The sequence below is a fragment of the Bradyrhizobium sp. URHC0002 genome (assembly GCF_054059515.1).
This window is the reverse complement of the sequence record NZ_JBSSCF010000001.1, coordinates 7,595,969-7,618,255: the sequence shown is the minus strand read 5'-3', so window position 1 is coordinate 7,618,255 and position 22,287 is coordinate 7,595,969. Positions and strand designations below refer to the sequence as shown.

18 protein-coding genes are annotated in these 22,287 nt (G+C 63.5%); 8 read left to right on the top strand and 10 right to left on the bottom strand.

The genetic code is table 11. The features are described from left to right. Positions 1-3 precede the first annotated feature (3 nt). The 6 genes from ACVWVY_RS36830 to ACVWVY_RS36805 all read right to left on the bottom strand — a co-directional run bounded on the left by ACVWVY_RS36830 (position 4) and on the right by ACVWVY_RS36805 (position 5,215). Positions 4-792, bottom strand: a complete 789-nt coding sequence (locus ACVWVY_RS36830; protein WP_456630998.1) for an ABC transporter ATP-binding protein — start codon at positions 790-792, stop codon at positions 4-6. Continuing rightward, positions 780-1,835: a dihydrodipicolinate synthase family protein gene (locus ACVWVY_RS36825; RefSeq protein WP_456630997.1), complete on the bottom strand. Its 1,056-nt coding sequence runs from the start codon at positions 1,833-1,835 to the stop codon at positions 780-782. Before ACVWVY_RS36825 ends, ACVWVY_RS36830 begins: the two co-directional genes overlap by 13 nt. 11 nt (positions 1,836-1,846) lie before the next feature. Beyond that, positions 1,847-2,671 carry a GNAT family N-acetyltransferase gene (locus ACVWVY_RS36820; protein ID WP_456630996.1) on the bottom strand — a complete coding sequence of 275 codons (825 nt, stop codon included), beginning with the start codon at positions 2,669-2,671 and terminating at the stop codon, positions 1,847-1,849. Then, on the bottom strand, positions 2,658-3,695 hold the full coding sequence (locus tag ACVWVY_RS36815; protein ID WP_456630995.1) for an NAD-dependent epimerase/dehydratase family protein: 1,038 nt from the start codon (positions 3,693-3,695) through the stop codon (positions 2,658-2,660). Before ACVWVY_RS36815 ends, ACVWVY_RS36820 begins: the two co-directional genes overlap by 14 nt. A gap of 13 nt (positions 3,696-3,708) precedes the next feature. After that, the gene (locus tag ACVWVY_RS36810; RefSeq protein WP_456632403.1) at positions 3,709-4,476 is read right to left on the bottom strand and encodes an ABC transporter permease; all 768 of its coding nucleotides are present in this window, start codon (positions 4,474-4,476) and stop codon (positions 3,709-3,711) included. 91 nt (positions 4,477-4,567) lie between these two features. Next, positions 4,568-5,215 (bottom strand): TetR family transcriptional regulator, encoded by a 648-nt coding sequence (locus ACVWVY_RS36805; RefSeq protein ID WP_456630994.1) that lies wholly within the window; start codon positions 5,213-5,215, stop codon positions 4,568-4,570. A gap of 97 nt (positions 5,216-5,312) precedes the next feature. Here ACVWVY_RS36805 and ACVWVY_RS36800 point away from each other — a divergent pair, with 97 nt between their 5' ends. Next, positions 5,313-6,317, top strand: a complete 1,005-nt coding sequence (locus ACVWVY_RS36800) for an ABC transporter substrate-binding protein (RefSeq protein ID WP_456630993.1) — start codon at positions 5,313-5,315, stop codon at positions 6,315-6,317. A gap of 158 nt (positions 6,318-6,475) precedes the next feature. On the opposite strand, the gene ACVWVY_RS36795 is transcribed toward ACVWVY_RS36800, so the two are convergent. Next, complete coding sequence (locus tag ACVWVY_RS36795) at positions 6,476-7,462, bottom strand: Bug family tripartite tricarboxylate transporter substrate binding protein (protein WP_456630992.1); 987 nt, start codon at positions 7,460-7,462, stop codon at positions 6,476-6,478. Positions 7,463-7,524: 62 nt separating this feature from the next. Next, complete coding sequence (locus tag ACVWVY_RS36790) at positions 7,525-8,340, bottom strand: IclR family transcriptional regulator (protein ID WP_456630991.1); 816 nt, start codon at positions 8,338-8,340, stop codon at positions 7,525-7,527. A gap of 102 nt (positions 8,341-8,442) precedes the next feature. On the opposite strand from ACVWVY_RS36790, the gene ACVWVY_RS36785 reads away from it, so the two are divergent. The 3 genes from ACVWVY_RS36785 to ACVWVY_RS36775 are packed head-to-tail and all read left to right on the top strand — an operon-like array spanning position 8,443 to position 13,543. Then, a complete protein-coding gene (locus tag ACVWVY_RS36785; protein ID WP_456630990.1) occupies positions 8,443-9,684 on the top strand; it encodes an acyl-CoA dehydrogenase family protein in 1,242 nt (413 codons plus the stop codon). 51 nt (positions 9,685-9,735) lie between these two features. Continuing rightward, positions 9,736-11,556, top strand: coding sequence for a flavin-containing monooxygenase (locus tag ACVWVY_RS36780; RefSeq protein WP_456630989.1), 1,821 nt, complete (start codon positions 9,736-9,738; stop codon positions 11,554-11,556). A 40-nt stretch (positions 11,557-11,596) separates the two neighbouring features. Then, positions 11,597-13,543 (top strand): alkyl/aryl-sulfatase, encoded by a 1,947-nt coding sequence (locus ACVWVY_RS36775; protein WP_456630988.1) that lies wholly within the window; start codon positions 11,597-11,599, stop codon positions 13,541-13,543. 124 nt (positions 13,544-13,667) lie between these two features. Here ACVWVY_RS36775 and ACVWVY_RS36770 read toward each other — a convergent pair whose 3' ends face one another. After that, positions 13,668-14,738, bottom strand: coding sequence for a glycosyltransferase family 4 protein (locus ACVWVY_RS36770; RefSeq protein ID WP_456630987.1), 1,071 nt, complete (start codon positions 14,736-14,738; stop codon positions 13,668-13,670). 302 nt (positions 14,739-15,040) lie between these two features. On the opposite strand from ACVWVY_RS36770, the gene ACVWVY_RS36765 reads away from it, so the two are divergent. From ACVWVY_RS36765 to ACVWVY_RS36750, 4 genes are all read left to right on the top strand, one after another. Beyond that, positions 15,041-16,804, top strand: coding sequence for an ABC transporter ATP-binding protein (locus ACVWVY_RS36765; protein ID WP_456630986.1), 1,764 nt, complete (start codon positions 15,041-15,043; stop codon positions 16,802-16,804). 60 nt (positions 16,805-16,864) lie between these two features. Beyond that, complete coding sequence (locus ACVWVY_RS36760; protein WP_456630985.1) at positions 16,865-19,063, top strand: amylo-alpha-1,6-glucosidase; 2,199 nt, start codon at positions 16,865-16,867, stop codon at positions 19,061-19,063. Between the two features lie 129 nt (positions 19,064-19,192). Continuing rightward, a complete protein-coding gene (locus tag ACVWVY_RS36755) occupies positions 19,193-19,681 on the top strand; it encodes a PRC-barrel domain-containing protein (protein WP_456630984.1) in 489 nt (162 codons plus the stop codon). 90 nt (positions 19,682-19,771) lie between these two features. Next, complete coding sequence (locus ACVWVY_RS36750) at positions 19,772-21,001, top strand: MFS transporter (RefSeq protein WP_456630983.1); 1,230 nt, start codon at positions 19,772-19,774, stop codon at positions 20,999-21,001. Here the strand turns inward: ACVWVY_RS36750 and ACVWVY_RS36745 are convergent. Next, positions 20,973-22,211: an MFS transporter gene (locus ACVWVY_RS36745; RefSeq protein ID WP_456630982.1), complete on the bottom strand. Its 1,239-nt coding sequence runs from the start codon at positions 22,209-22,211 to the stop codon at positions 20,973-20,975. The two genes, ACVWVY_RS36750 and ACVWVY_RS36745, sit on opposite strands and share 29 nt — an antisense overlap. Positions 22,212-22,287 lie beyond the last annotated feature (76 nt).

The following is a 22,287-nucleotide window of genomic DNA, read 5'->3' as shown; positions in this document are numbered from 1 at the left end:
GGCTCAGGCGCTCGGGCTCAATCCCAGGCTCGCGTAAATCCGCCGCGCATAGGCACCGAATTCGTCCGTGGTCTTGATCGGCAAGTCCCGCGGAAACGGCAGCTCGATCGGGAAATACTCCGCCATCCGCGCCGGGCCGGCGGTCAGCACGGCGCAATGTGAGGCGAGGAACACGGCTTCCTGAATAGAGTGGGTCACGAACAGGATGGTCTTGCCGCTTTCGCGCCAGATCCGTAGCATTTCGAGGTTCATCTGCTCGCGGGTCAGCGCGTCGAGTGCGCCGAACGGCTCGTCCATCAGGATCAGTTTTGGATCGTGGATAAAGGCGCGCGCAATCGCCGTGCGCTGCTGCATGCCGCCGGACAATTGCTGCGGATACTTGTCTTCGTAACCGGCCAGCCCGACCAGATTAAGCAGATCGCGGGCGCGGGATCGCGCGGCCTTCATCGGCAGGCCGACGATCTCGGCCGGCAGCAGCACGTTGTCCAAAATGGTTCGCCATTTCAAAAGCAAGGCCTGCTGGAACACCATGCCGATATCGCGCGCGGGGTCGAACGGCGTTTTGGAATTGCCGATTTTGATGGTGCCGCCGTCGGCGTCATGAAGCCCGGCCAGTATCTTCAGCACCGTGGTCTTGCCGCAGCCGGAGGGGCCGACCAGCGAAACCAATTCGCCTTCCCTGACATCCATGGTGACGTCGGAGACGGCGAGGAATTCCGCGCCCTTGGAGCGATAGACCTTGCGGACGTTCTGCAGGCTGATGAAGGGCTCGTCGGCGCTCATGCCAGCCATTTCTGCAAATTGGCTTTCACGAAGGCGTCGTCGGAGAGGTCGGCATGTTCGCGGCAGACGCGGTCGATCTGTTGCATCTGCCCGGGGCTGAGCCCCTCGGCAGGATCGAGACACCAGAGTCCCTGCATCAATCCCTGCCGCCGCAGGATTTCGTGGCAACCGGCGATGCAGCCGTGAAAATTGTTCGCGACATCGAAGAACGCGCTGTTGCAGTCGGTGACGCGGGTGTCGAGCGCCAGCAGATCGGCCGGCACGCTGTCCTTGCCGCGCGCCGCCTTGCACATCTCGAACTGCTTGATGGCGCTCGCGGTCCAGACCGACCAGTGGCCGAGCAGGCCGCCCTTGAAGTAGGCGCGGGTGGTGACGCCCTTGTCGCGCAAGTCGAAGGGGAGCGTGAGGTCGAGCAGGATGTGATCGTCATTGCCGGTATAGAGCGCGACGCGATCGAGCGCACCGGCCGCCGCCACCCCGCGCAGAACGTCCAGCGTCCGGTAGCGGTTGAACGGCGCGATCTTGATGGCAACGACGTTGTCGATGGAAGCAAAGCGGCGCCAGAAATCGGCGCTGAGGATGACGCCGCCGACGGCCGGCTGCAGGTAGAAGCCGACCAGCGGGATTTCCCGCGCCACCGCCTCGCAATGCGCGATGATCTCGTCCTCGGATGCCGATTTCATCGCGGCAAGGCTGAGCAGGCCGGCGTGGTAGCCGATGCCGCGTGCAGTTTGCGCTTCCGCAACGGCTTGTTGGGTCGACCCGGCGAGCCCCGCGACCATCGCGACCGGCCGCCTGGTCCATGAAGCCGCGGTCTCCGCCGCCAACTCCAGCACCGGGCGATACAGGCCAACATCGCGGATCGCGAATTGCGTGGTGTGCACACCGACGGCCAGCCCTCCGGCGCCGGCATCGAGATAATAGCGCGTCAGCGCCCGCTGATGCCTGACATCGAGCTTACGGCTGGCGTCGAGCGCCAGCGGATGCGCCGGGAGTACCGTGCCGTCGGCGATCCGCTTGCGAATTTCGGCTTTGATCTCGCTATGATGCATGAACGCTGTTCCTATCCAAATTCCGGTCCGGCGACGGCGAACGGCAGTTGCGCGGGCGCGGCGGCCGCGGCGCCGAAGCGCATACGTTGAAACGGCCGCTCGATGTTCCAGCCGGAGCGGATGAGCCCGTCCAGAAATTCATCCTGCGAGTGAACGGCGTCGATCAGCCAGGGTCCACCCTCCGAGCGCGTGATGGCGTCGACCAAGGCTAGTGCCTGATCGGCGCGATCGGCGAGCAGGGGGCCGACGTGCCGCGCGGTGCGGCCGTTCCGAACCAGCGCGATCGCGTCAGCACCGGATACGATGCGAGAATCCGGACGATTGCCGAACTCGGACAGCAATGAGCTGCGGCCGAATCCGATGGCGCCGGTATCGCGCGCGATCAGGGCCTCGAGTTCACCGGCCGATAACGGCCGCGTTGCTTTGGTATCCATCGGCTTCTGCAGCCGCAGTCGCCTTAATTGCAGCGTCGGGGTGAAGCCGAGCGGTCCATAGACGGAAGCGCCGGCCGGCGTCGCGTCCAGCCAGGTGGTGAGGCCGCGCTGTGTCGCCGCAGCGAGACAGGCATCGATGAGCCGGGTGGCGATGCCGCGGCGGCGCCAGCTTGGCGTCACCAGCACCATGCTGATCCAGGCGTTGCCCGCGGAGTAGGGCAGCAGTGCCGCGGTTGCGACCAACCGGTCTGTGTCGCGCAGGCCGAACACGATTCCCTGGGTGAGGAAAAATCGCCAGTCGGCCTCGTTCTGGTTCCAGCCCGCTTCGGTCGACAGCGCCAGCCCGGCCTGCGCGTCGCCAACGCCGAGCTCGACGATATCGATCGGCTCAATAGCGGCCATCGCGCACCTCGTATTTGGTGGGCTTGCCGAGGCTCGGCATCGATCGTGATACCCAGTCGGCGGTCCAAATGATGAGTTGCTCGGTATCGACGATCGGCAGGCCGAACAGTTTCACCGCCTGCGATGTGTCGGTGAGCCACGCCGTCGGCTCTTCCTTGCCGGTAATCACGGGCGCGCGGCCAAAACGCTGGCCGAACTTTGCGGCGAGATCGCGCACCGCCAGAATTTCATGACCGCTGACATTGATCGGCGAGGTCGGCGTTTCGCAATGCGCCAGACACCGCAGCGCCTGCGCGGACGCGTCACCCTGCCAGATGAAATTGACATGGCCGAGGCTGACGTCGATCGGCTTGCCCTGCAACACCTTGCTCGCGATATCGTGCAGCACGCCGTAGCGCATATCGATCGCGTAGTTGAGCCGGAATAACCGGCCGGGCGTTGAATACTTCTTCGAGAAATATTCGAACATGCGCTCGCGCCCGACGCAGGATTGCGCGTATTCGCCAGGTGGATTGGGCGCCATGTTCTCGTCCGAGCCCTTGCCGCTAACGGGCACGAACGGATAGACGCAGCCGGTCGAGAACGCGACGATGCGTGAAGAGGAAAACGCCTGTGCGACGAGGGCGGGGACATGCGAATTCATCGCCCAGGTCAGTGACAGGTCGCCCTCGGCGCCGAACTTGCGTCCGGCCATGAACACGATATTTGGAGCCTTCGGCAGCGCCTTGATGGCGGCTTCGTCGAGCAGGTCGCAATTGATGGTCTCGACGCCGCGCCCCTGCAGCCAGTCCTTCACAGTGGGATCGCTGAATCGGGCGACGCCGATCACGCGGCGCCCGGGCACGGCGGCTTTGGCAAGGCCCGCCAGCGTCGGCCCCATCTTGCCGGCGACGCCCAAAATCATGATGTCGCCGTCGACCTTGCGGAGATCGTCGATCAGCGCCTGGCTCGGGCGGCACAGCAGGTCGTCTAGGGCTGCAATATCGGCAATCGTTGCGGGCAGGGTGTCACGGGTCAGCAGCATGTTTCTTTCCTTGTTACTGCAGCCGGATGTCACGGACGACGAACATCCGCTCCAGGCCGAGCACGAGCCCGTACAGCGCCACGCCCAGCAATGTCAGGAGCACGACGGCCATCACCATCGCCGGGGTATCGAGCGAAGACTGCACCTGGATCATGAGATAGCCGAGCCCCCGCTCGGAGGCGATGAATTCGCCGACAATGGCGCCGGCCACCGCCAGGATCGCGCCGACCTTCATTCCGGAAAACACGTAAGGCAGCGCGCCCGGCAACTGGATTTTCCGGAACAGCGTCCAGCGCGAGCCGCGCAGCGATTTCACGAGATCCAGCAAATCCGGCTCGACCTCGCTCAGTCCGCGTGCCGTCGTGAGCAGGATCGGAAAGAAACAGATGGAAAACGCGATCAGGATGTTCGGGAAGATGCCGTAGGAGAACCAGACGATGAACAAGGGGCCGAGGGCGACTTTCGGAATCATGTTCAGCGTCACGAACAGCGGCAGCAGCAACAGGCTGATCAGCGGCGACCAGGTAAACATCACGGCCAGCATGATGCCGACCAGCGCGCCAAGGCAGAACCCGCCTAGAATTTCGGCGGCGGTCACTGCGAGATTGGAAAGCCACGCATAGCCGGGCGTGCCTAGCGTCGCGATCGTCGCCAGCGGCGAGGGCAGGATGAATTTCGGCACCTGGAAGGCGTCGACGAGAACCTGCCACAGCACGATAACGGCCAGATGCACGATCAGGATGATCGCGAAAGACCGTGCCGATCCGCCGTCGCCGCTCAACACCGCATACTCCCTTGGGTATCGCACCCGGTTCCCGGTCGCGTGGCGGCAATCTATCGCGGCTCAATCCAACAATCAACCATCTGGTTGATTAGGGCCGGAGCGAATGCATCACCAGATCGACCACGTGCTTGCGGCGGGCCTGCCGCGCGGCACGGGTGGACAAGTCCTTGCCGAAGATCGCCGACAGCGTCGGCGTATTTGAAAAGTAGAAATAGCTGAGCCCGGCAATCGAGATATAAAGGTGTACCGGGTTGATGCCTTTACGGAATATGCCGGCCTTGACGCCCTCGCCGAGAATGGTCGAAACCAGGCTGACCAGCGGCGAATGCATCGCCTCCAGCTTGCGCGAGCCGCGCACATGCGCCGCGCCGCCGCGGTTTTCGTCGTTCAGCAGCACGATGAAATCGGGGTGCGCGGCGAGGTGGTCGAAGGAACTTTCGATCAGCTTCTTGATCGCCTGCTCGGGCGGCAAACCCTCGAGGTTGAGCTTGCGCTCCTGGGCCCGGATCTCCTCGTAGACCCATTCCAGCACCGCCAGATACAGCGCGTCCTTGTCGCCGAAGTAATGATAGACGAGCTGCTTGTTGACGCCCGCGCGCGCCGCGATCTCGTCGACCCGGGCTCCGGCGAGGCCGCTGCTGGCGAACTCGCGCCGCGCCGCCGTCAGGAGTTTCTTCCGGGTTGCGACCGGATCGCGCCGCTGCGGCTTGGTATCATCAGAACGTTTTTTGGGCATTTCCAACCAAATAGTTGACAAGTCGTGTGGTCCCTTGTTGCATTGGTAGCGTCACCGGCGTGCGGCGACAAGATCGGCTGCAAATGAGGAGGTTGCCATGAAGGGGTTGCGAATTGCGGGATTGGCGCTTGCGCTGGCCCTACCGGCGGCGCCCTGCGGGGCGGCCGAGGCCGTCAACCTGATCCTGAACTGGACGCCGACGGCGGATCATTCGCCATTCTATTACGCCAAGGCGCAGGGTTGGTACGAGAAGGCCGGCATCGACCTGACGATCGAGGTCGGCAAGGGATCCGGCGTCTCCTCGCTGAAGGTCGGCTCCGGCGGCTCGCCGTTCGGCATCGCCGATCTCGCCACCATGCTGGTGGCCAAGAGCAAGGGCGCCGATGTCGTGGCGCTGATGAGCATCTATGCCAATACCGGGCAGACCTTCTACTGGCTGAAGAGCTATGGCGTGAACGGGCCAAAGGACTTTCCGACCCACAAGATCGGCAATCCGCCGGGCGATGCGTCGCGGGTGATGTGGCCGGCCTTTGCCAAGGCCGCCGGCATCGCGCCTGACTCTGTGACCTTCGTCAATGTCGGCCCGACCGCCAAGATCGCGGCGCTGAAGAGCCACACCGTCGATATCATCAGCGATTTCTACAATGAACACGATCTGAAGGTGATCGAGTTCGGCGCCGATCTCGGTTACGTCAACTGGAAGGATATCGGGCTGAACCCCTACGGCAATTCGCTGATCGTCAACGGCGCTTATCTGGCGAAGAATCCGAAACTGGTCGAGGAGTTCGTCAAGATCAGCCAGAAGGCCTATGCCGCTTGCGTCGCAGACGTCGCGCCGTGCCTCAAGGCGCTACTGGACCAGGCCTCCGGCCTCGACAAGGAAAACCAGCAGCGTCAGTGGGAGCGCATCAAATTCCTCATGACGGACGAATTCACCACGACCAAGGCGCTGGGCTGGATCGACGCCGAACGAATGAAAAAGGACTACGAGCTGGTGCAGACCTATCTCGGCATGGAAAAGCCGTTCGATGTGGACACCGCGTTTTCGGTCAAGATGCTGGATACGTCGATCAAGATGGATGCCAGCAAGGTGAAGAAGTAGGGGCGGGCGATAGCTTCCTCCGCCGTCATTGCGACGCAGCGACTTGTCCGCCGTAGCCTCGGCGAAGGCGGAAGCAATCCATCGATCAACGAAGGAAGTGTGGATTGCTTCGTCGCTTCGCTCCTCGCAATGACGCGGTGAGGTTGGCGTTCCCTTTCTTACTGCAGCGCCATGCCCGAAGTCGCAATCACCTTCGTCAGCTTCTCGTGATCCGCCTTCATCAGCGCGGCGAGATCCGTGAGCGGCATCGGCTTGCCCGGAATATTGGCGACGGCGAGCTGGCGCTGCACTTCCGGGTTCTGCAGCGCCTTGTTGATGCCGTCGTTGATCTTCTCGACGATGGCGTCCGGCGTACCCGCCTGAACGTAGATGCCGTACCAGGGCACGTAGGTGGCTTCCGGAAATCCCGCCTCTGCAATCGTCGGCACGTCAGGCAGGTCGGCGACACGCTTGTCGGTCATGACGGCCAGGGGCTTCACGCTGCCGGCCTTGATGTGCGGCAATGCCAGCTCGAGCGACACGATCTCGAGATGCATCAGGTTCGTCATCAGGTCGATCAGCGCCTGCGGCTGGCCTTTATAACCGACGTTGGTGAGCTTGATGTTCGCGGCCTGAAACAGTTTTTGCGCGCTCAGGTCGATGGAGGAGCCCGTGCCGGGATTGCCGAAATTGAGTTCGCCCGGCTTCTTGCGCGCGATCTCGACGAATTCCTTGATGGTGCTGGCCGGCATCGAAGGGTGAACCAGCGCCACGCTTTGATTCCAGACCGCGAGGCCGACGCATTTGAGATCCTTCAGCGCGTCCCAGCCGGCGTCCTTGTAGAGCGTCGGGTTGACCAGCGCGGCCGGGCCGGTGACCAGCCACGTGTAGCCATCGGGTTCGCTGCGCGCCACCGCTGATGTGCCGATATTGCTGTTGCCGCCCGGTCGCGCTTCGATGATGACGGTCTGTTTCCAGTCGCGGCCAACCTGTTCGGTCACGGCGCGCGCGACGATGTCGACGATGCCGCCGGCGGGATAGGGCACGATGATGCGGATCGGGCGGTTAGGGTAATTGCTCTGCGCTTGCGCGGCATTGGCGAGCAGCATGGCCGCGCTCAAGGCAAAACCCATGGCGAGGCCCAGCGCGGTTTTGATCCGGCTCATTCTTCCTTCCCCATATTTTGCGCACCGGTCGAGCGATGCGCTTGCCCCTCTAGCGGGGGTATTCAGTCGTGGGCCGCCAGCGAGCGGATGCTGCGCGCCAGGCCCAGCATGCGCGGCCCGCATTCGCGCTCGATCTGTTCGGCGTTGAAACGAAACGAGGGAATGCCGCAATTGACCGAAAGGCAGTCGCCCGAGGCCGTGCGGTAAAGCGGCGCGGCGACGCCAAAAATCTCGCGCCGCCACTCGCCGAGCGAAATCGCAAAGCCGCGCTCCCTGCAAAGCTCGACATCCGGCAGCGTGCGCGCTTGCACATAGTCGGCTTCTTCCGGGCGCTCGGCCTTCACGTTTGCCACATAGGCGTCGAGTTCTTCTGTGGTGAAGAGCGACAGCAGCGCGCGGCCGACGGCGGTAGGCGCCAATGAACTCGCAAAGCCGACATCCGGCAAATGCGTCACGGCGTCGGTGGTGCGCAGCGTTTCGACATAGATGAAGTCGAGCCCGAACGGCATGGCGATGGAAACCGTGCCACCGGTGTAGGCGGCGAAATCCCGCATCAGGGGTCGCGCGAGTTGCCGGACTTTTAGCGCCGACAGCACCGGATAGGCGGCGGCGAGAATACCGAGCCCGAGTTGAAAGCGTCCCTTGGCGTCGCGCTTGAGATAGCCGAGTTGCGCCAGCGTGTAGGTCAGCCGCGACACCGTCGGCCGCGACAGGCCGGTATGCAGCGCGAGTTCAGCGTTCGACAGCGAGCTGCTGCGGTTGCGGAACGCGGCCAGCACGTCCAGCCCATGCGCCAGCGTGGTCGCGAAGGAGGGATCGGCCTGGTCTTCCGGCGTTCGGGACCGGGTGGAAGGATCGACGGTGGAAATCGCTGCCATGGTCGAAGATTGGCCATGATTGGCCAGTCCTGTCAATATATCGAAATGAATTTGCAAATCGTGTCGATATACGCTTAGGTTCCCGAAAAAGCGGGAGGCGACATGGATTTCGATCTTTCCGGCCGATCGGAAGCATGGCTCGAGAAGCTGCAGGCGTTCTTCGATCAGGAGGTGCTGCCGCGCCACCGCGCCTGGCTTGCGCACGTCGCCAAGGGTGAGGCCGCGCCCTTCATGGGCGACCTTCAACGCAAGGCGCGGGCAGCCGGGCTATGGAATCTCGGCCTTCCCGAACTGTCCGACGACGAACCCGGCACCCGGCTTTCCAATCTCGAATACGCGCCGCTGGCGGAGATCATGGGCCGGTTGTTCTGGGCGCCTGAGGTCTTCAACTGCCAGGCGCCCGATGTACCCAACATGATCGCGCTGCAGAATTGCGCCACTTCTGAACTGAAGGCGCGCTGGCTGCAGCCGCTGCTGGAAGCGAAAACCCGCTCGGCCTTCGGCATGACCGAACCGGACGTGGCTTCATCCGACGCCACCAACATCGCCACCCGCATGGTCCGCGACGGCGACGACTATGTCATCAACGGCCGGAAATGGTTCATCACCGGCGCGGCGCACCCGCATTGCAGCTTCCTGATCGTGATGGGCGTGACCGATTTCGATGCCGACCGCACCAGCCGCCATTCCTGCATCATCGTGCCGATGGATACGCCGGGCGTCCGCCTGGTGCGGCGGCTGCGCTGGATGGGATGTGAAGATCACGTTGCCCCGATCGGAGAGCTCGCGTTCGATAACGTGCGCGTGCCCCGAGCGAACCTGCTAGGCGCGGAGGGCGAAGGCTTCAAGGTCGCGCAGATCAGGCTTGGCCCCGCCCGCATCCATCATTGCATGCGTTCGATCGGCCTGTGCGAACTGCTGATTGAGCTAATGATGGTCCGTTCGTCGGAGCGCTCCGCCTTCGGGCGCACCGTGATCCAGTATGACACCGTGCAGCGCTGGATCGCCGAATCCCGCGTCGAACTCGAACAAGCGCGCCTGCTGGCTTATCGCTGCGCGTGGCGGCTGGATCAGGCCGGCCACCAGGACGCCTGGCGCGACGTGTCGCTGATCAAGGTGGCGGTGCCCGCGATGCTGCAGCGGATCGCCGACCGCGCCATGCAGGTGTTTGGCGCGATGGGCGGCTCCGACGATACGCCGATCCATCAGGCGCTGGCCTGGGGGCGCCTGCTGCGCATCGGCGACGGCCCCGATGAAGTCCACCTGCGGCAGATCTTTCGCATGGAGCCGATGCCGTCCTGGTCGATTGCAAATTCGCCATACCTGTCCGCACATCCATCCTGAGCGGTGGTAATGACAAGATACGTATCCTGAATTCTTCAAAGGTGCCTTCGGATGACGATGACCGACCAACCACAGGCCTCGCAGAAGGCCGCGATCGACAAGGAGCGGCTGCGCCAAAAATATCTCGAGGAACGCAACAAGCGGCTCCGCGCGGATGGCAATGACCAGTATCTCCGGGTCGCCGGACAGCTCGCGCATTATCTCGATGACCCCTATACGCCGGCCACCCCGCGCGAGCCGAAAACCGATCACGTCAACTTCGCCTTCATCGGCGGCGGCTTTGCCGGGCTCGCCACCGCCGCGCGGCTATCCGAAGCCGGTATCAATGATGTCCGCATCATCGAGAAGGGCGGCGACTTCGGCGGCACCTGGTACTGGAACAGGTATCCGGGCGCGCAGTGCGATACCGCGTCGATGGTCTACATGCCGCTGCTCGAAGAAACCGGCCACATGCCGTCGGAGAAATATGCGCATGCGCCGGAAATTCTCGCGCACTGCCAGCGCATCGGCAAGCAATATGACCTGTACGACAACGCGCTGTTTCATACCGAGGTCGCAAGCCTTGCCTGGGACGAGGCACAATCGCGCTGGAATATCCGCACCAACCGCGGTGATGACTTCACCGCCCAGTTCATCGGTATGGGCACCGGGCCGCTGCACGTGCCAAAACTTCCCGGCATCGAAGGCATCGAGTCCTTCAAGGGGCACTCGTTCCACACCAGCCGCTGGGATTACGATTACACCGGCGGTAGCCCGGCGGGCGCGCCGATGGAAAAGCTGGCTGAAAAGAGCGTCGGCATCATCGGCACCGGCGCCACGTCGGTGCAGTGCGTGCCGTACCTCGCGCGCGCCTGCAAGGAGCTGTATGTCTTCCAGCGCACGCCGTCGTCCGTCGACATCAGAGCCAATGCGCCGATTGATCCAGAATGGTTTGCAGGGATCGCAACATCAGGCTGGCAACAGCGCTGGCTGGAGAATTTTACCGCGAACCAGGCCGGTGGGTCCGCGGAAGAAGATCTGGTGCAGGACGGCTGGACCGATCTGTCGCGGCGCATTCGCGCCAGGATCATGGACCTGCCGCGCGAGCAGCGCACCCCGCCAAACATGCTGGCGGCGTTCGAGGATTCCGATTTCGAGAAGATGGAGGAAATCCGCGCCCGGGTCGACGCCATCGTCAGCGACCGCGAGACGGCTGCGAAGCTGAAAGCCTGGTATCGCCAGCTCTGCAAGCGGCCGTGCTTCCATGACGCGTACCTGCAGGCCTTCAACACGCCGGGCACGCATCTGGTCGATACCGACGGCAAGGGCGTCGAGCGCATCACCGAGAATGGCGTCGTGGTCGCGGCTAAGGAATACCAGCTTGACTGCATCATCTACGCCTCCGGCTTCGAGGTCGGCACGGAATACAAGCGGCGCGCCGGCTTCGATCTGACCGGCCGTGGTGGCGTCAAGCTGTCGGACCACTGGTCCTCGGGCATGCGGACCAAGCACGGCATCCACGTCCATGGCTTTCCGAACGCGTTCTTCGTGCAGCCGACGCAGGGTGCCAATCTGATCTCCAACGTGCCGCATAACCTGACCGAGTCTGCAAGGACGATTGCGCTGATGGTGCGGCATGCGCAAGCGAACGGCTTCAAGGAAATAGAAGTGACAAAAGAGGCCGAGGATCGCTGGGTCGAACTGCTGCTGACCGGCGCTGGCCGCATGATCGGCTCGCCCGACTGCACGCCGGGCTACTACAACAATGAAGGACGCGAGCCGGGCCCGGCGGCCAAGCTCAATGTCGGCCATCCGGCGGGCCCGCTGGCCTACTTCAAATACATCGACGGATGGCGCAACAGCGGCCAGTTCGAGGGGCTGCAGTTCCGCTGACCTCGTTCCGATTTTTGTTTGCGCAAGGGAGTACACAACAATGAGCCAACCAGCCACGACGGAAATCCCTAAGGAATCCCCGAAGGAGGCTTCCGCCTCCGTCATCGCGCAGCATGCCGCGACGCTGAAGGCGTTGCCGTTTTCCGACGTCAGAGATTTCGACGACGCCGCGCGTGGTTTTCTCGGCACCGTAGAAAATGCGAAGATCACCTCGCCGCAAGGCAGGACGGTCTGGAGCCTGGAGCCCTACGGCTTCCTGTCGGCGGAACAAGCGCCGCCGACTGTCGATCCCAGCCTGTGGCGGCAGTCGCGGCTCAACATGCATCACGGCCTGTTCGAGGTGGTACCCGGTGTCTACCAGGTGCGCGGCCTCGACATCGCCAACATGACGCTGATCGAGGGAGACCGCGGCGTCATTGTGGTGGATACGCTGACCTCGATCGAGGGCGCACGGGCCGCGATGGAGCTCTACTTCCGGCACCGCGGCAAGCGGCCGGTCAGCGCCGTCATCTTCACCCATACCCACACCGACCATTGGGGCGGCGCGCGCGGCGTGCTCGACGACGAAACGCTCGCGAGCGGCAAGGTGCCGATCATCGCGCCCAATCTGTTCATGGAACACGCGGTCTCCGAAAACATCATCGCCGGGCCGGCGATGCTGCGCCGCGCGATGTACCAGTTCGGGCCGCTGCTGGCGAAGGGGGCGCGTGGGCAGGTCGATTGCGGGCTCGGCAAGACCATGGCGGCAGGTGCGGTCGCGCTGCTGCGTCCGACCGACCTCATCATCGCGACCGGCGACATCAGAACCATCGACGGCGTGGAATTCGAGTTCCAGATGGCGCCGAACAGCGAAGCGCCCGCGGAAATGCATTTCTTCATCCCGCGCTACAAGCTTTTGAACCTTGCGGAGAATTGCACGCACAATTTCCACAATCTGCTGCCGTTCCGCGGCGCCGATGTGCGCGACGCGCTGGCGTGGTCAAAGTATCTCGGCGAAGCCCTGCAGATGTGGGGCGGCAAGGCGGATGCGATGTGCGGCCAGCATCATTGGCCGGTGTGGGGGCATGAGCGGATCGACACCATGATCCGCCAGCAGCGCGATCTCTATAAATTCGCGCATGACCAGACCATCCGCTTGATGAACCACGGGCTGACGGCCGCCGAAATCGCGGAAGCCATTCGTTTGCCGGCGAGCCTTGATGGCGCCTGGCATGGCCGCGGCTATTACGGGCACATCCGGCACAATGTGAAGGCGATCTACCAAAAGTATCTCGGCTGGTACGACGCCAATCCGGTCAATCTCGATCCGCTGCCGCCGGTGGAATCAGGCAAGAAGTATGTCGAGTATATGGGCGGCGCGGATGCGATCCTCGCGCGCGCGGCCAAGGATTTTGCCAAGGGCGAATTCCGCTTTGTGGCGCAAGTCGTAAGCCATCTGGTGTTTGCCGAGCCCGACAATCAGCCGGCGCGCGCGATGCTCGCCGATACGTTCGAGCAGCTCGGCTATGCCTCCGAGAGCTCGACCTGGCGCAACGCCTATCTGTTCGGTGCGCAGGAATTGCGACAGGGCATGCCCAAGGTGCCGCCACGCTCGACGATGCCGCGCGAAACGCTCGCGGCGCTACGCACCGAGCAGCTATGGGACGTGCTCGGCGTTCGCCTCAATGGCCCCAAGGCCGAAGGCAAGCGTATCGTGCTGAACTGGAGTTTCACCGACACCCATGAGAGCTTCATCCTCAATCTGGAGAACTGCGCGCTGACCTATGCCGCCGGTGCGCAAGCGTCCGATGCCGACGCCAGCTTCACTTTGCCCCGCGGCGTGCTTGACGAAGTGATGGCGAAGCTGACGACATTTCCGGAAGCGGTCGCCTCCGGCAAGATCAAGGTTAGTGGCGATGAGATGCGGCTCGCCGAGTTGATGGCGTTGATGGACGAATTCCCGCGAATTTTCGAGATCGTCGAACCGAAGCGGACGGCGGTGAGTTGAGAGTAGGGTGGGCAAAGCGAAGCGTGCCCACCATTCTTGCGTGTCGAGGATAGATGGTGGGCACGGCGCAAGCGCGCCTTTGCCCACCCTACGGTCGCGCAATGACGGCGACCTTTGTCACGCGCTACTCCGCGCTGCTCACCAGCTTGATGCGCGGCTCGGCTTCTTCCATCAGGCCGCGATAGGCGGCGAGATAATCCAGCGCCATGCGACGCGCGGTGAAGCGGACCTCGAACTGCTTGCGGATGGCGGCGCGGTCCAGCGCGGCAAGACGGTCGACCACCGCAACCGCGCTGGTCTCATCTTCCACGACGAAACCTGTGAGACCGGGGTCGATAATCTCCGGGACCGATCCGCGGTTATAGGCAATCACCGGCGTGCCGCAGGCCATGGCTTCGATCATCACGAGGCCGAACGGCTCCGGCCAGTCGATCGGAACCAGCAGGCCGATCGCGCCGGACAGGAAATCGGATTTCTCGCGGTCCGAGATCTCGCCGATATATTCGACCAGCGGATTTGCCTTGATGAGCGGCGAGATCAACTCATCGTAATAGTCCTGATCGGCGCGATCGACCTTGGCCGCGATCTTGAGCGGAATGCCGCATCTTGTGGCAATCCTGATGGCGCGATCCACGCCCTTTTCCGGCGCGATCCGCCCGAGCACCGCCAGATAGGATGGCTGCACCGGCTGCGGCGTCAGCAAATTCGCCGGTAAGCCGTGGTGAATGGTGCGCACCCAGTTGGCCTGCGGCACCGGGCGCCGCTGCGAATTGGAGATGGAGATCACCGGAACCTTGGAGAAGGTACTGAATACCGGCTGATGCTCCGGCAGGTCGAGTCTGCCATGCAGGGTGGTCAGGAACGGCGTGGGCTGCCGATAGAACAGCGAGAATGGATAGTAATCGAGATGAAAGTGCAGAAAATCAAACTCTTCGTCATCGCATTTCTGCCGTACCCGCTCCAGCATCACCATATGCAGTGCATTGGGATCCCGCACCGACCCATCGAGGCGCAGCGCTTTCGGCCACATAGCGTCGAGTTTCGCCGAGGTGCGTGAATCGCCGCTGGCAAACAGCGTGACATCGTGCCCCAATGCCACAAGTTCCTCGGTAAGCCAGTGCACCACCCGCTCGGTGCCGCCGTACAATTTGGGGGGGACAGCCTCCGTCAGCGGGGCGACCTGCGCGATGCGCATATTTGCGTCTCCTGTTTGAATGGTGATTGAACGAAGCCCTCAGCCCACGATCGACACCGGCGTGCCAGTAGCGGGAACGTTCCCGCATCTGTGAAGTTCCCTTAGTCAGCACATCTTGCTTCCTCCACACGGCTGTCTTGCTGATGCCATCTGACACAAACAGATTCACTGCCGTCTCGATGCTGCAGAATTGTTGCGCGGTGATGGCCACGCACGCGGAAACTTGAAGCGGCATTCTTCACGTCGTCGTGTGCGCTACGCGGTACGGATTCTCGTTCACTCTCAACAGGTTTGCGGAACTCATGGACAATCTTTCAGGATATGTGCGACGCCCGTTTTCATTTGTCCTGCGCTATCTGCGACGGCGTCGCGCGGCTCATGTGGTCATCGTCTCTGCCGTCGCTGCGGCAGTTGCCTGCTCGGTCGGCACGCAGTATGGCGTGAAGAATCTGGTCGACAGCCTGACGGCCGGTTCGTCACAGGCGAACAGCGTATGGCTGGCATTCGGTTTTCTCATGTCGCTGATCGCGGCAGATAATCTCTTGTGGCGGGTCGCAAGCTGGACCGCGAGTTTCACCTTCGTCGGCGTCACCGGCGATCTCCGCCGCGACATGTTCCGCCATCTCACCGGTCACGCCCCCAGCTATTTCTCCGATCGTCTGCCAGGCATGCTGACCAGCCGTATCACCGCGACATCCAACGCGGTGTACACCGTTGAAAACATGTTCGTCTGGAACGTGTTGCCGCCGTGCATAGCGACCGTTTCGGCGATACTGCTGATCGGAACCGTCAGCCTGGCGATGTCCGCGGGGCTGATCGTCATCGCGGGTATCATGTTGATGGCGATGTTCCGCCTCGCTGCGGCGGGCAAGCCGCTGCATGATGATTTTGCCGACAAGGCGGCGGCGGTGGACGGCGAGATGGTCGACGTCATCAGCAACCTGCCGCTGGTCCGCGCGTTCTGCGGCCTCAGCTACGAGCACGACCGCTTCGACGCCACTGTCGGGCGGGAACTCGACGCCCGTGGCCGCAGCCTGCGCTATCTCGAGAAGCTCCGGCTGCTTCACGCCGCCGTGACAATCGTTTTGACGATCGCGCTGCTGGCGTGGGTTATCACGCTCTGGCAGCAGGGCGCGGCGACCACCGGCGACGTCGTGCTGGTGTGCACACTCGGCCTTTCGATCCTGAGCGCGACGCGCGATCTTGCGGTGGCGCTGGTCGACGTGACCCAGCACGTCGCCCGCCTGACCGAAGCGATCGCGACCCTGTTGCTGCCGCACGAGTTGAAGGATCATCCCGAGGCCGAGCCGCTGATCCGCAGCGGCGCCGCGGTCGCCTTCAACAACGTCGCGTTCCATTATCCCGGCGGCACTCAGGTGTTCGAGAAGTTCGCGTTGCGCATTCAGCCCGGACAACGGGTCGGCCTGGTCGGTCATTCCGGCGGCGGAAAATCCAGCCTGTTCGCGCTGTTGCAGCGGTTCTACGATATCCAGCGCGGCAGCATCACGATCGACGGCCAGGACATTTCGCGGGTGACGCAGCAAAGCCTGCGCGAGGCGACGTCGGTGGTGCCGCAGGACATCTCGCTGTTCCACCGCTCGATCATGGAAAATATCCGCTACGGACGGCCGAACGCGACCGACGACGAGGTATTGCGCGCGGCGATCGCGGCGCGTTGCGATTTCATCGAGAATCTCCCGGAGGGCATGTCGACCATGGTCGGCGATCGCGGCATCAAGGTTTCCGGCGGGCAACGGCAGCGCATCGCCATCGCGCGCGCTTTCCTGAAGGACGCGCCAATCCTGTTGCTGGATGAAGCGACCGCCTCGCTCGATAGCGAATCGGAGGAGGCAATCCGCGAGGCGCTGTCGCGGCTGATGCGCGGGCGTACCGTGATTGCCATCGCCCATCGTCTCGCCACCTTGCGCAATTTCGACCGCGTCGTGGTGCTGCAGGGCGGCCGGATCATCGAAGACGGTCCGCCGGATATTCTCGTGCAGGGAAGGGGTCCTTACCGCGAATTGGTCGCGCGCGAAATCGGCCGTCTTGCCAGCCATGCGGCTTGATCAGTAGCGTTTGCGTCCCGATGCGTTCATCGCCACGCAGGAAAATCGCTTGAGGTCCAAATGACGGCGGAAGTCACTCAACTCATCACCATTGAGTCTGCCGAGCTCGTTGCGGAATCGCCGTTCTACATTCCGATGACGGGTCCGGCGACGCGGCCGCGCCGCTCGCTCAAGCACGACGACACCTTCATCGTGCTGGACAGTCACGGCGATATCGGCGCCTCTGCCGGCGGACCCGATGGCCTGTTCAACGCCGATACGCGTTACCTCGCCCGGCTGGAGATGGTGCTCGACGAAGTCCAGCCGCTGTTGCTCGGCTCCAATCTGCGCGACGACAATTCGGCGTTGACCGTCGACCTCACCAATTCCGACGTGTACCGCAACGGCAGGCTGGCGCTGCAGAAAGACACGCTGCACATCGTGCGGTCGATTTTCCTGTGGCGCGGCACGGCCTACCAGCGCATCGCCCTGCAAAATCACGGCGATGTGCCGGCGAGCTTCGACCTGACGCTGCTGTTCGACAATGATTTCGCCGATTTGTTCGAGGTGCGCGGCGAGCGCCGGCCGCGTCGGGGAATAGGCTCCAGCCGGTTGCTCGGCCCCGCCGATGTCGTGCTGGAATATAGCGGGCTCGACGGCCAGGTCCGCATTACCGCCCTGCATTTCGAGCCGCGGCCGACACGGCTAGCCACCCACTCGGCGACTTTCCATTTCGAGCTGGAGCCAAAGGAAGCGACCGCATTGTTCGTCGCGGTATCCTGCAACAAGCCGGCCATGCAGAAGCCGGTGCCGTTCTTCCGCGGCCTCCTGGCCCACCGCCGCGAGATGCGGCACTCGACATCAGGCGCAGCCAGCATCGAGACATCAAACGATATCTTCAACGAGGTGCTGTGCCAGGCGATGGCCGATCTCAACATGCTGATGACCGAGACGCCGCAGGGGCGCTACCCCTATGCGGGCATTCCCTGGTATTCGACTACGTTCGGCCGCGACGGATTGATCACCGCGCTGCAAATGCTGTGGATCGATCCGCGCATTGCCCAGGGCGTGTTGCGGCGGCTCGCTTTCTTTCAGGCCAGGACCACAGATCCGCTCGCCGACGCCGAACCCGGCAAGATCCTGCACGAGATGCGCGGCGGCGAGATGGCCGCGCTGCGCGAGGTGCCGTTCGCGCAGTATTACGGCAGCGTCGATTCGACCCCGCTGTTCGTGCTGCTGGCCGGTCTTTATGTCGAACGCACCGGCGACGACGAAACGTTGGCCGAGCTGTGGCCCGCGATCGAGGCGGCGTTGCAATGGATCGACGTATCAGGCGATCCCGACAAGGACGGATTCGTCGAGTATCAGCGCGCTACCGAGCAGGGGCTCGCCAACCAGGGCTGGAAGGATTCCTTCGACGCGATCTTCCATGCCGATGGGCAACTCGCCGAAGGCTACATCGCGCTGGCGGAGGTTCAGGGATATGTCTTTGCCGGCAAGCGGCTGGCAGCGCGTTGCGCCCGGCGCTTGGGATTGATCGAAAAGGCGGCGCAGCTTGAATCCGCAGCGCTACTGCTTGCCGAGCGCTTCGAGGAGGCGTTCTGGTGCGAGGAACTCGGTACCTATGCGCTGGCGCTCGATGGCACCAAGCGGCCGTGCAAAGTGCGAACGTCGAATGCCGGGCAGCTTCTCTTCACCGGCATCATTCGGACCGATCGCGCGCGGCGGGTCGCGGCCGATCTGATGAGCCACAAATTCTTTTCGGGGTGGGGCATCCGCACCGTGGCGCGCGGCGAAGCCCGTTACAACCCGATGTCCTATCACGATGGATCGATCTGGCCGCATGACAATGCGCTGATCGCGCTCGGCTTCGCGCGCTACGGCCTGAATCATTCGGTGGCGCATCTGTTCAAGGGCCTGTTCGACGCCGCAAGCTACATGGACCTGCGACGGCTGCCGGAATTGTTCTGCGGTTTCCGTCGCGAAAGGCGGCGCGGACCGGTGCTTTATCCCGTCGCCTGCGCGCCGCAGGCCTGGGCCAGCGCGACGCCATTCAGCCTGCTGGAAGCAGCCCTCGGTCTCGAATTCGATGCCGCGCGCGGCGAGATCCGTCTTCGCGATCCGCACCTGCCGGAATTCCTCAACGAGGTGCTGCTGCGCGATCTGCGGCTCGGGCCTTCCAGCGTCGATCTGAGGGTCCGCCGCCACGGCGATGAAGTGTCGCTCGAGGTGGTGCGAACCCGCGGCCAGATTCAAGTGTCGATCGTGTTGACGCATTAGAGCATGGCCCGGAAAAGCAGGTACCGACTTTTCCTCGCGACGAACGCGGAACGCGTTTGCGCGGAGATCATGCTCAAACAAGAAGAAGGGGCCATGCGCGGCTCATGCATCTAAGAGTCAGGAGGCCACATGCGCATTGGTATTCTCATTCTGTTTCTGGTCGCTGGATTGGCCGGCGGCCCGGCGGCGTCCTCCGCAGCGGAGGACACCGGCGCGACGCAGGGTAGCCGCACCGCTTCGCCGGATGCCGCGAAGGAGCCCGCGCCTCCGCCGTCGGTCACCGTGATTGGCGCCAGGGATGCTCACGGCATCCTCGGCCGCGAAGTTCGCAGCGCGGCGAACGAGGACATGGGGCGCGTCGTCGATGTGATCGTGGATCGTGAAGGCAACGTGCGCGCTGCCGTGATTGATTTCGGCGGCTTCCTCGGCGTCGGCAGCCGGAAGATCGTCGTCGACTGGGGCGCGATGCGTTTCGGCGGCGTTGCCAACAAGCGTGACAGCATCACGCTCGAGCTGACCAAGGCCCAGGTGGCGGCGGCGCCCGAATACAAGGAGGACGCGCCGGTCATCGTACTCGGTGCGGCCGGCCGTCTGCAGCCATGGGATTTCGATCACTAAAGGAGAGGCGGACTGGTCGCGCGTCCATCCCAATCGTTCGATCGAGTTGACGACGATCGCCACGGGCGACCCGCCGGTGAGGGCAACGTTGTGCCGCTGCCGCCTGCGTCCGGCAGCAAGCCAGGACCGTCTCGCGAAAGCCAGCGCGGTCTCGACTGGTTCATCTTCTTTCTCGCCGACGTCCAGACCGGCTTCGGCCCGTTCGTGGCGGTCTACCTGACCACGCAGAAATGGACGCAGGTCGAGATCGGCTTCGTGCTTTCGATCGGCGGCATCATCGGCCTGCTCGGGCAGATGCCGGGCGGCGCCATCGTCGATGCCGCGCGTTCCGAGCGGATAGTGGCGGGTCTGGCGGTCGCCACCATCGGCTGCGCCGCACTGGCCTATGCGTTATGGCCGATCTTTCCGGTAGTCGCTGCAGCGGCGACGCTGCATGCGCTGGCGAGCTGCGTGCTGGGTCCGGCGATTGCGGCGATCAGTCTTGGCCTGGTCGGGCCGTTCGCGATCGGGGAGCGGCTTGGGCGCAATGCCCGCTTCGCATCGCTTGGGAACGGCTCGGCGGCGGCGCTGATGGGCGCGACCGGCTATCTTTTGTCGAACCAGGCGGTGTTTATCGTTACCTTCCTTCTGGCAATTCCCACATTGCTGGCGCTCTCGCGGATTCGCGAGAAAGAGATCGACGTGGCTCAAAGCCACGGCGCCGTCGTGCGGGAGGTTCCCGACAAGGAGGCCACCAGCGTTTTCCATCTGCTGCGCCAGCGTCCGCTGCTGATTTTTGCCGGCGGCGTGCTGCTGTTCCAGCTCGCGAACGCCGCCATGCTGCCGCTGATGGCGGGCGTCGTCACCACGCGGTCGAGCCAATGGGCGCCGGTGCTGATTGCGGCCTGTATCATCGTGCCGCAAGCCATCGTCGCGCTGGCTTCACCCTCGGTTGGGCGCAAGGCACAGGTATGGGGGAGGCGGCCGCTGCTGCTGATGGCGTTCGGCGCGCTGGCGATCCGCGGCCTGCTGTTTGCGGTGGTCCGCGATCCCTACGTTCTGGTCGCGGTGCAGGTGTTCGACGGCATCACCGCGGCCGTCCTCAGCGTGATGATCCCGCTGATCGTGGCCGACGTCGCCTTCGGAAGCGGCCACTTCAATCTGGCGCAAGGCATCGTCGGAACCGCGACCGGCATCGGCGCGGCGCTCAGCACGGTGCTGGCGGGCTATATCAGCGACACCTTCGGCAGCAGCATCGCGTTCACCGGGTTGGCCGGGATCGCAGCGCTTGGCTTGACGGTAATCTGGCTGTTCATGCCGGAGACCCGGCGGCTTGAGTAAGCGAGAGGCGCGCGGTCAATAGCATTGCGACGGCCAGTGACGCGCCGACACCGGCCACGCAGGCGGTCCATCCGAAGCGGTCGAACAACTGGCCGAGCGCGGCGCTGCCGACGAGGCCACCGAGGAAATAGCAGGCAAGGTAGGTGCCGCTGGCAATGCCGCGGTTGTCGCCGGCGGCCTGCCCAACGAAGCCGGTGGCGCAGGCCTGTGCGAAGAACGTGCCGACGCCGACCAGCACCATGCCGGTCAGAACCTCGGGCAGATCCGAAGACAGCATCAGCGGCAGGCCCAACGCAGCGACCGCCAGCGCGCCCCAGATCGCCGGCCGCGTGCCGAAGCGCGCCACCGCTCTGCCGGCGAACAGCGTCGTGACCACGGATGGCGCGAACACGAAATAAACCAAGCCGAGATCCATCCGCCCCAGCGACAGCGGCGCGCGCACGAGCACGAAATTGACGAAGGTGAAGGTGCCGATGAAGGCGAACAGAATACAGAAGCCGATGGCGAAGGCCGAGCGGAGCGCCGGGTTGCGCCAATGCGCGATGGTCGCAGCGAACGGCGATTGCGCCGTGGACATCGCGTGCATCGGTTTGACGCGCCGGATGGTGAAGTAGACCAGCACCGCGCCGGCAAGATTGAGCAGCGCGAAGAAGTAGAAGTTCGAGGCCAGCCCGAGCGTATCGACAATCGCGGCCGACACCAGCCGTCCGACCAGATTGCTGGCGACGTTGCCGGTGATATAGGCGGCGAACGCGCCGCCCGCATCCATGGAACTGCATTGCTCGCCAAGATAAGCCAGCGTCAACGCAAACGCCGAGGCCATGCAGAGCCCCTGCGCAATGCGCAGAATCGTGAACACGGTTAGATCGGGGGCGCTCGCCAGCAGCGTGGTGGGGATCGCGAGCAGAACCAGGCTCAGGAGGATGCCTAACCGGCGGTCGATGTGCGGGCTCAAGAAGCCGACCACGAGCCCCGCGATCGCCATGCCCATGGTGCTCGCGTTGACCGCAAAGCCCATCGCGGCGGGGGTTACGTTGTAGTGCCGGGTCAGCGAGGGAAGGATAGCCTGCGTGGCGAACAGATCGACCACGGTCAAGAATGCCGTGAGGCCGATGACGACGGATCGCAGCACCACGCCGGGCGAATGACCATGCATTTCCATCGCTTCCGATTTCAGTTGCGCGGAGATGCCTGTGGAGATGCCTGCCATGGCGCGTCTCGATATTATGCTTGGGAAAGAAGGATGTGACGCCTGGGCGTGTGGGGCGACACGTGGGACCCCAGGC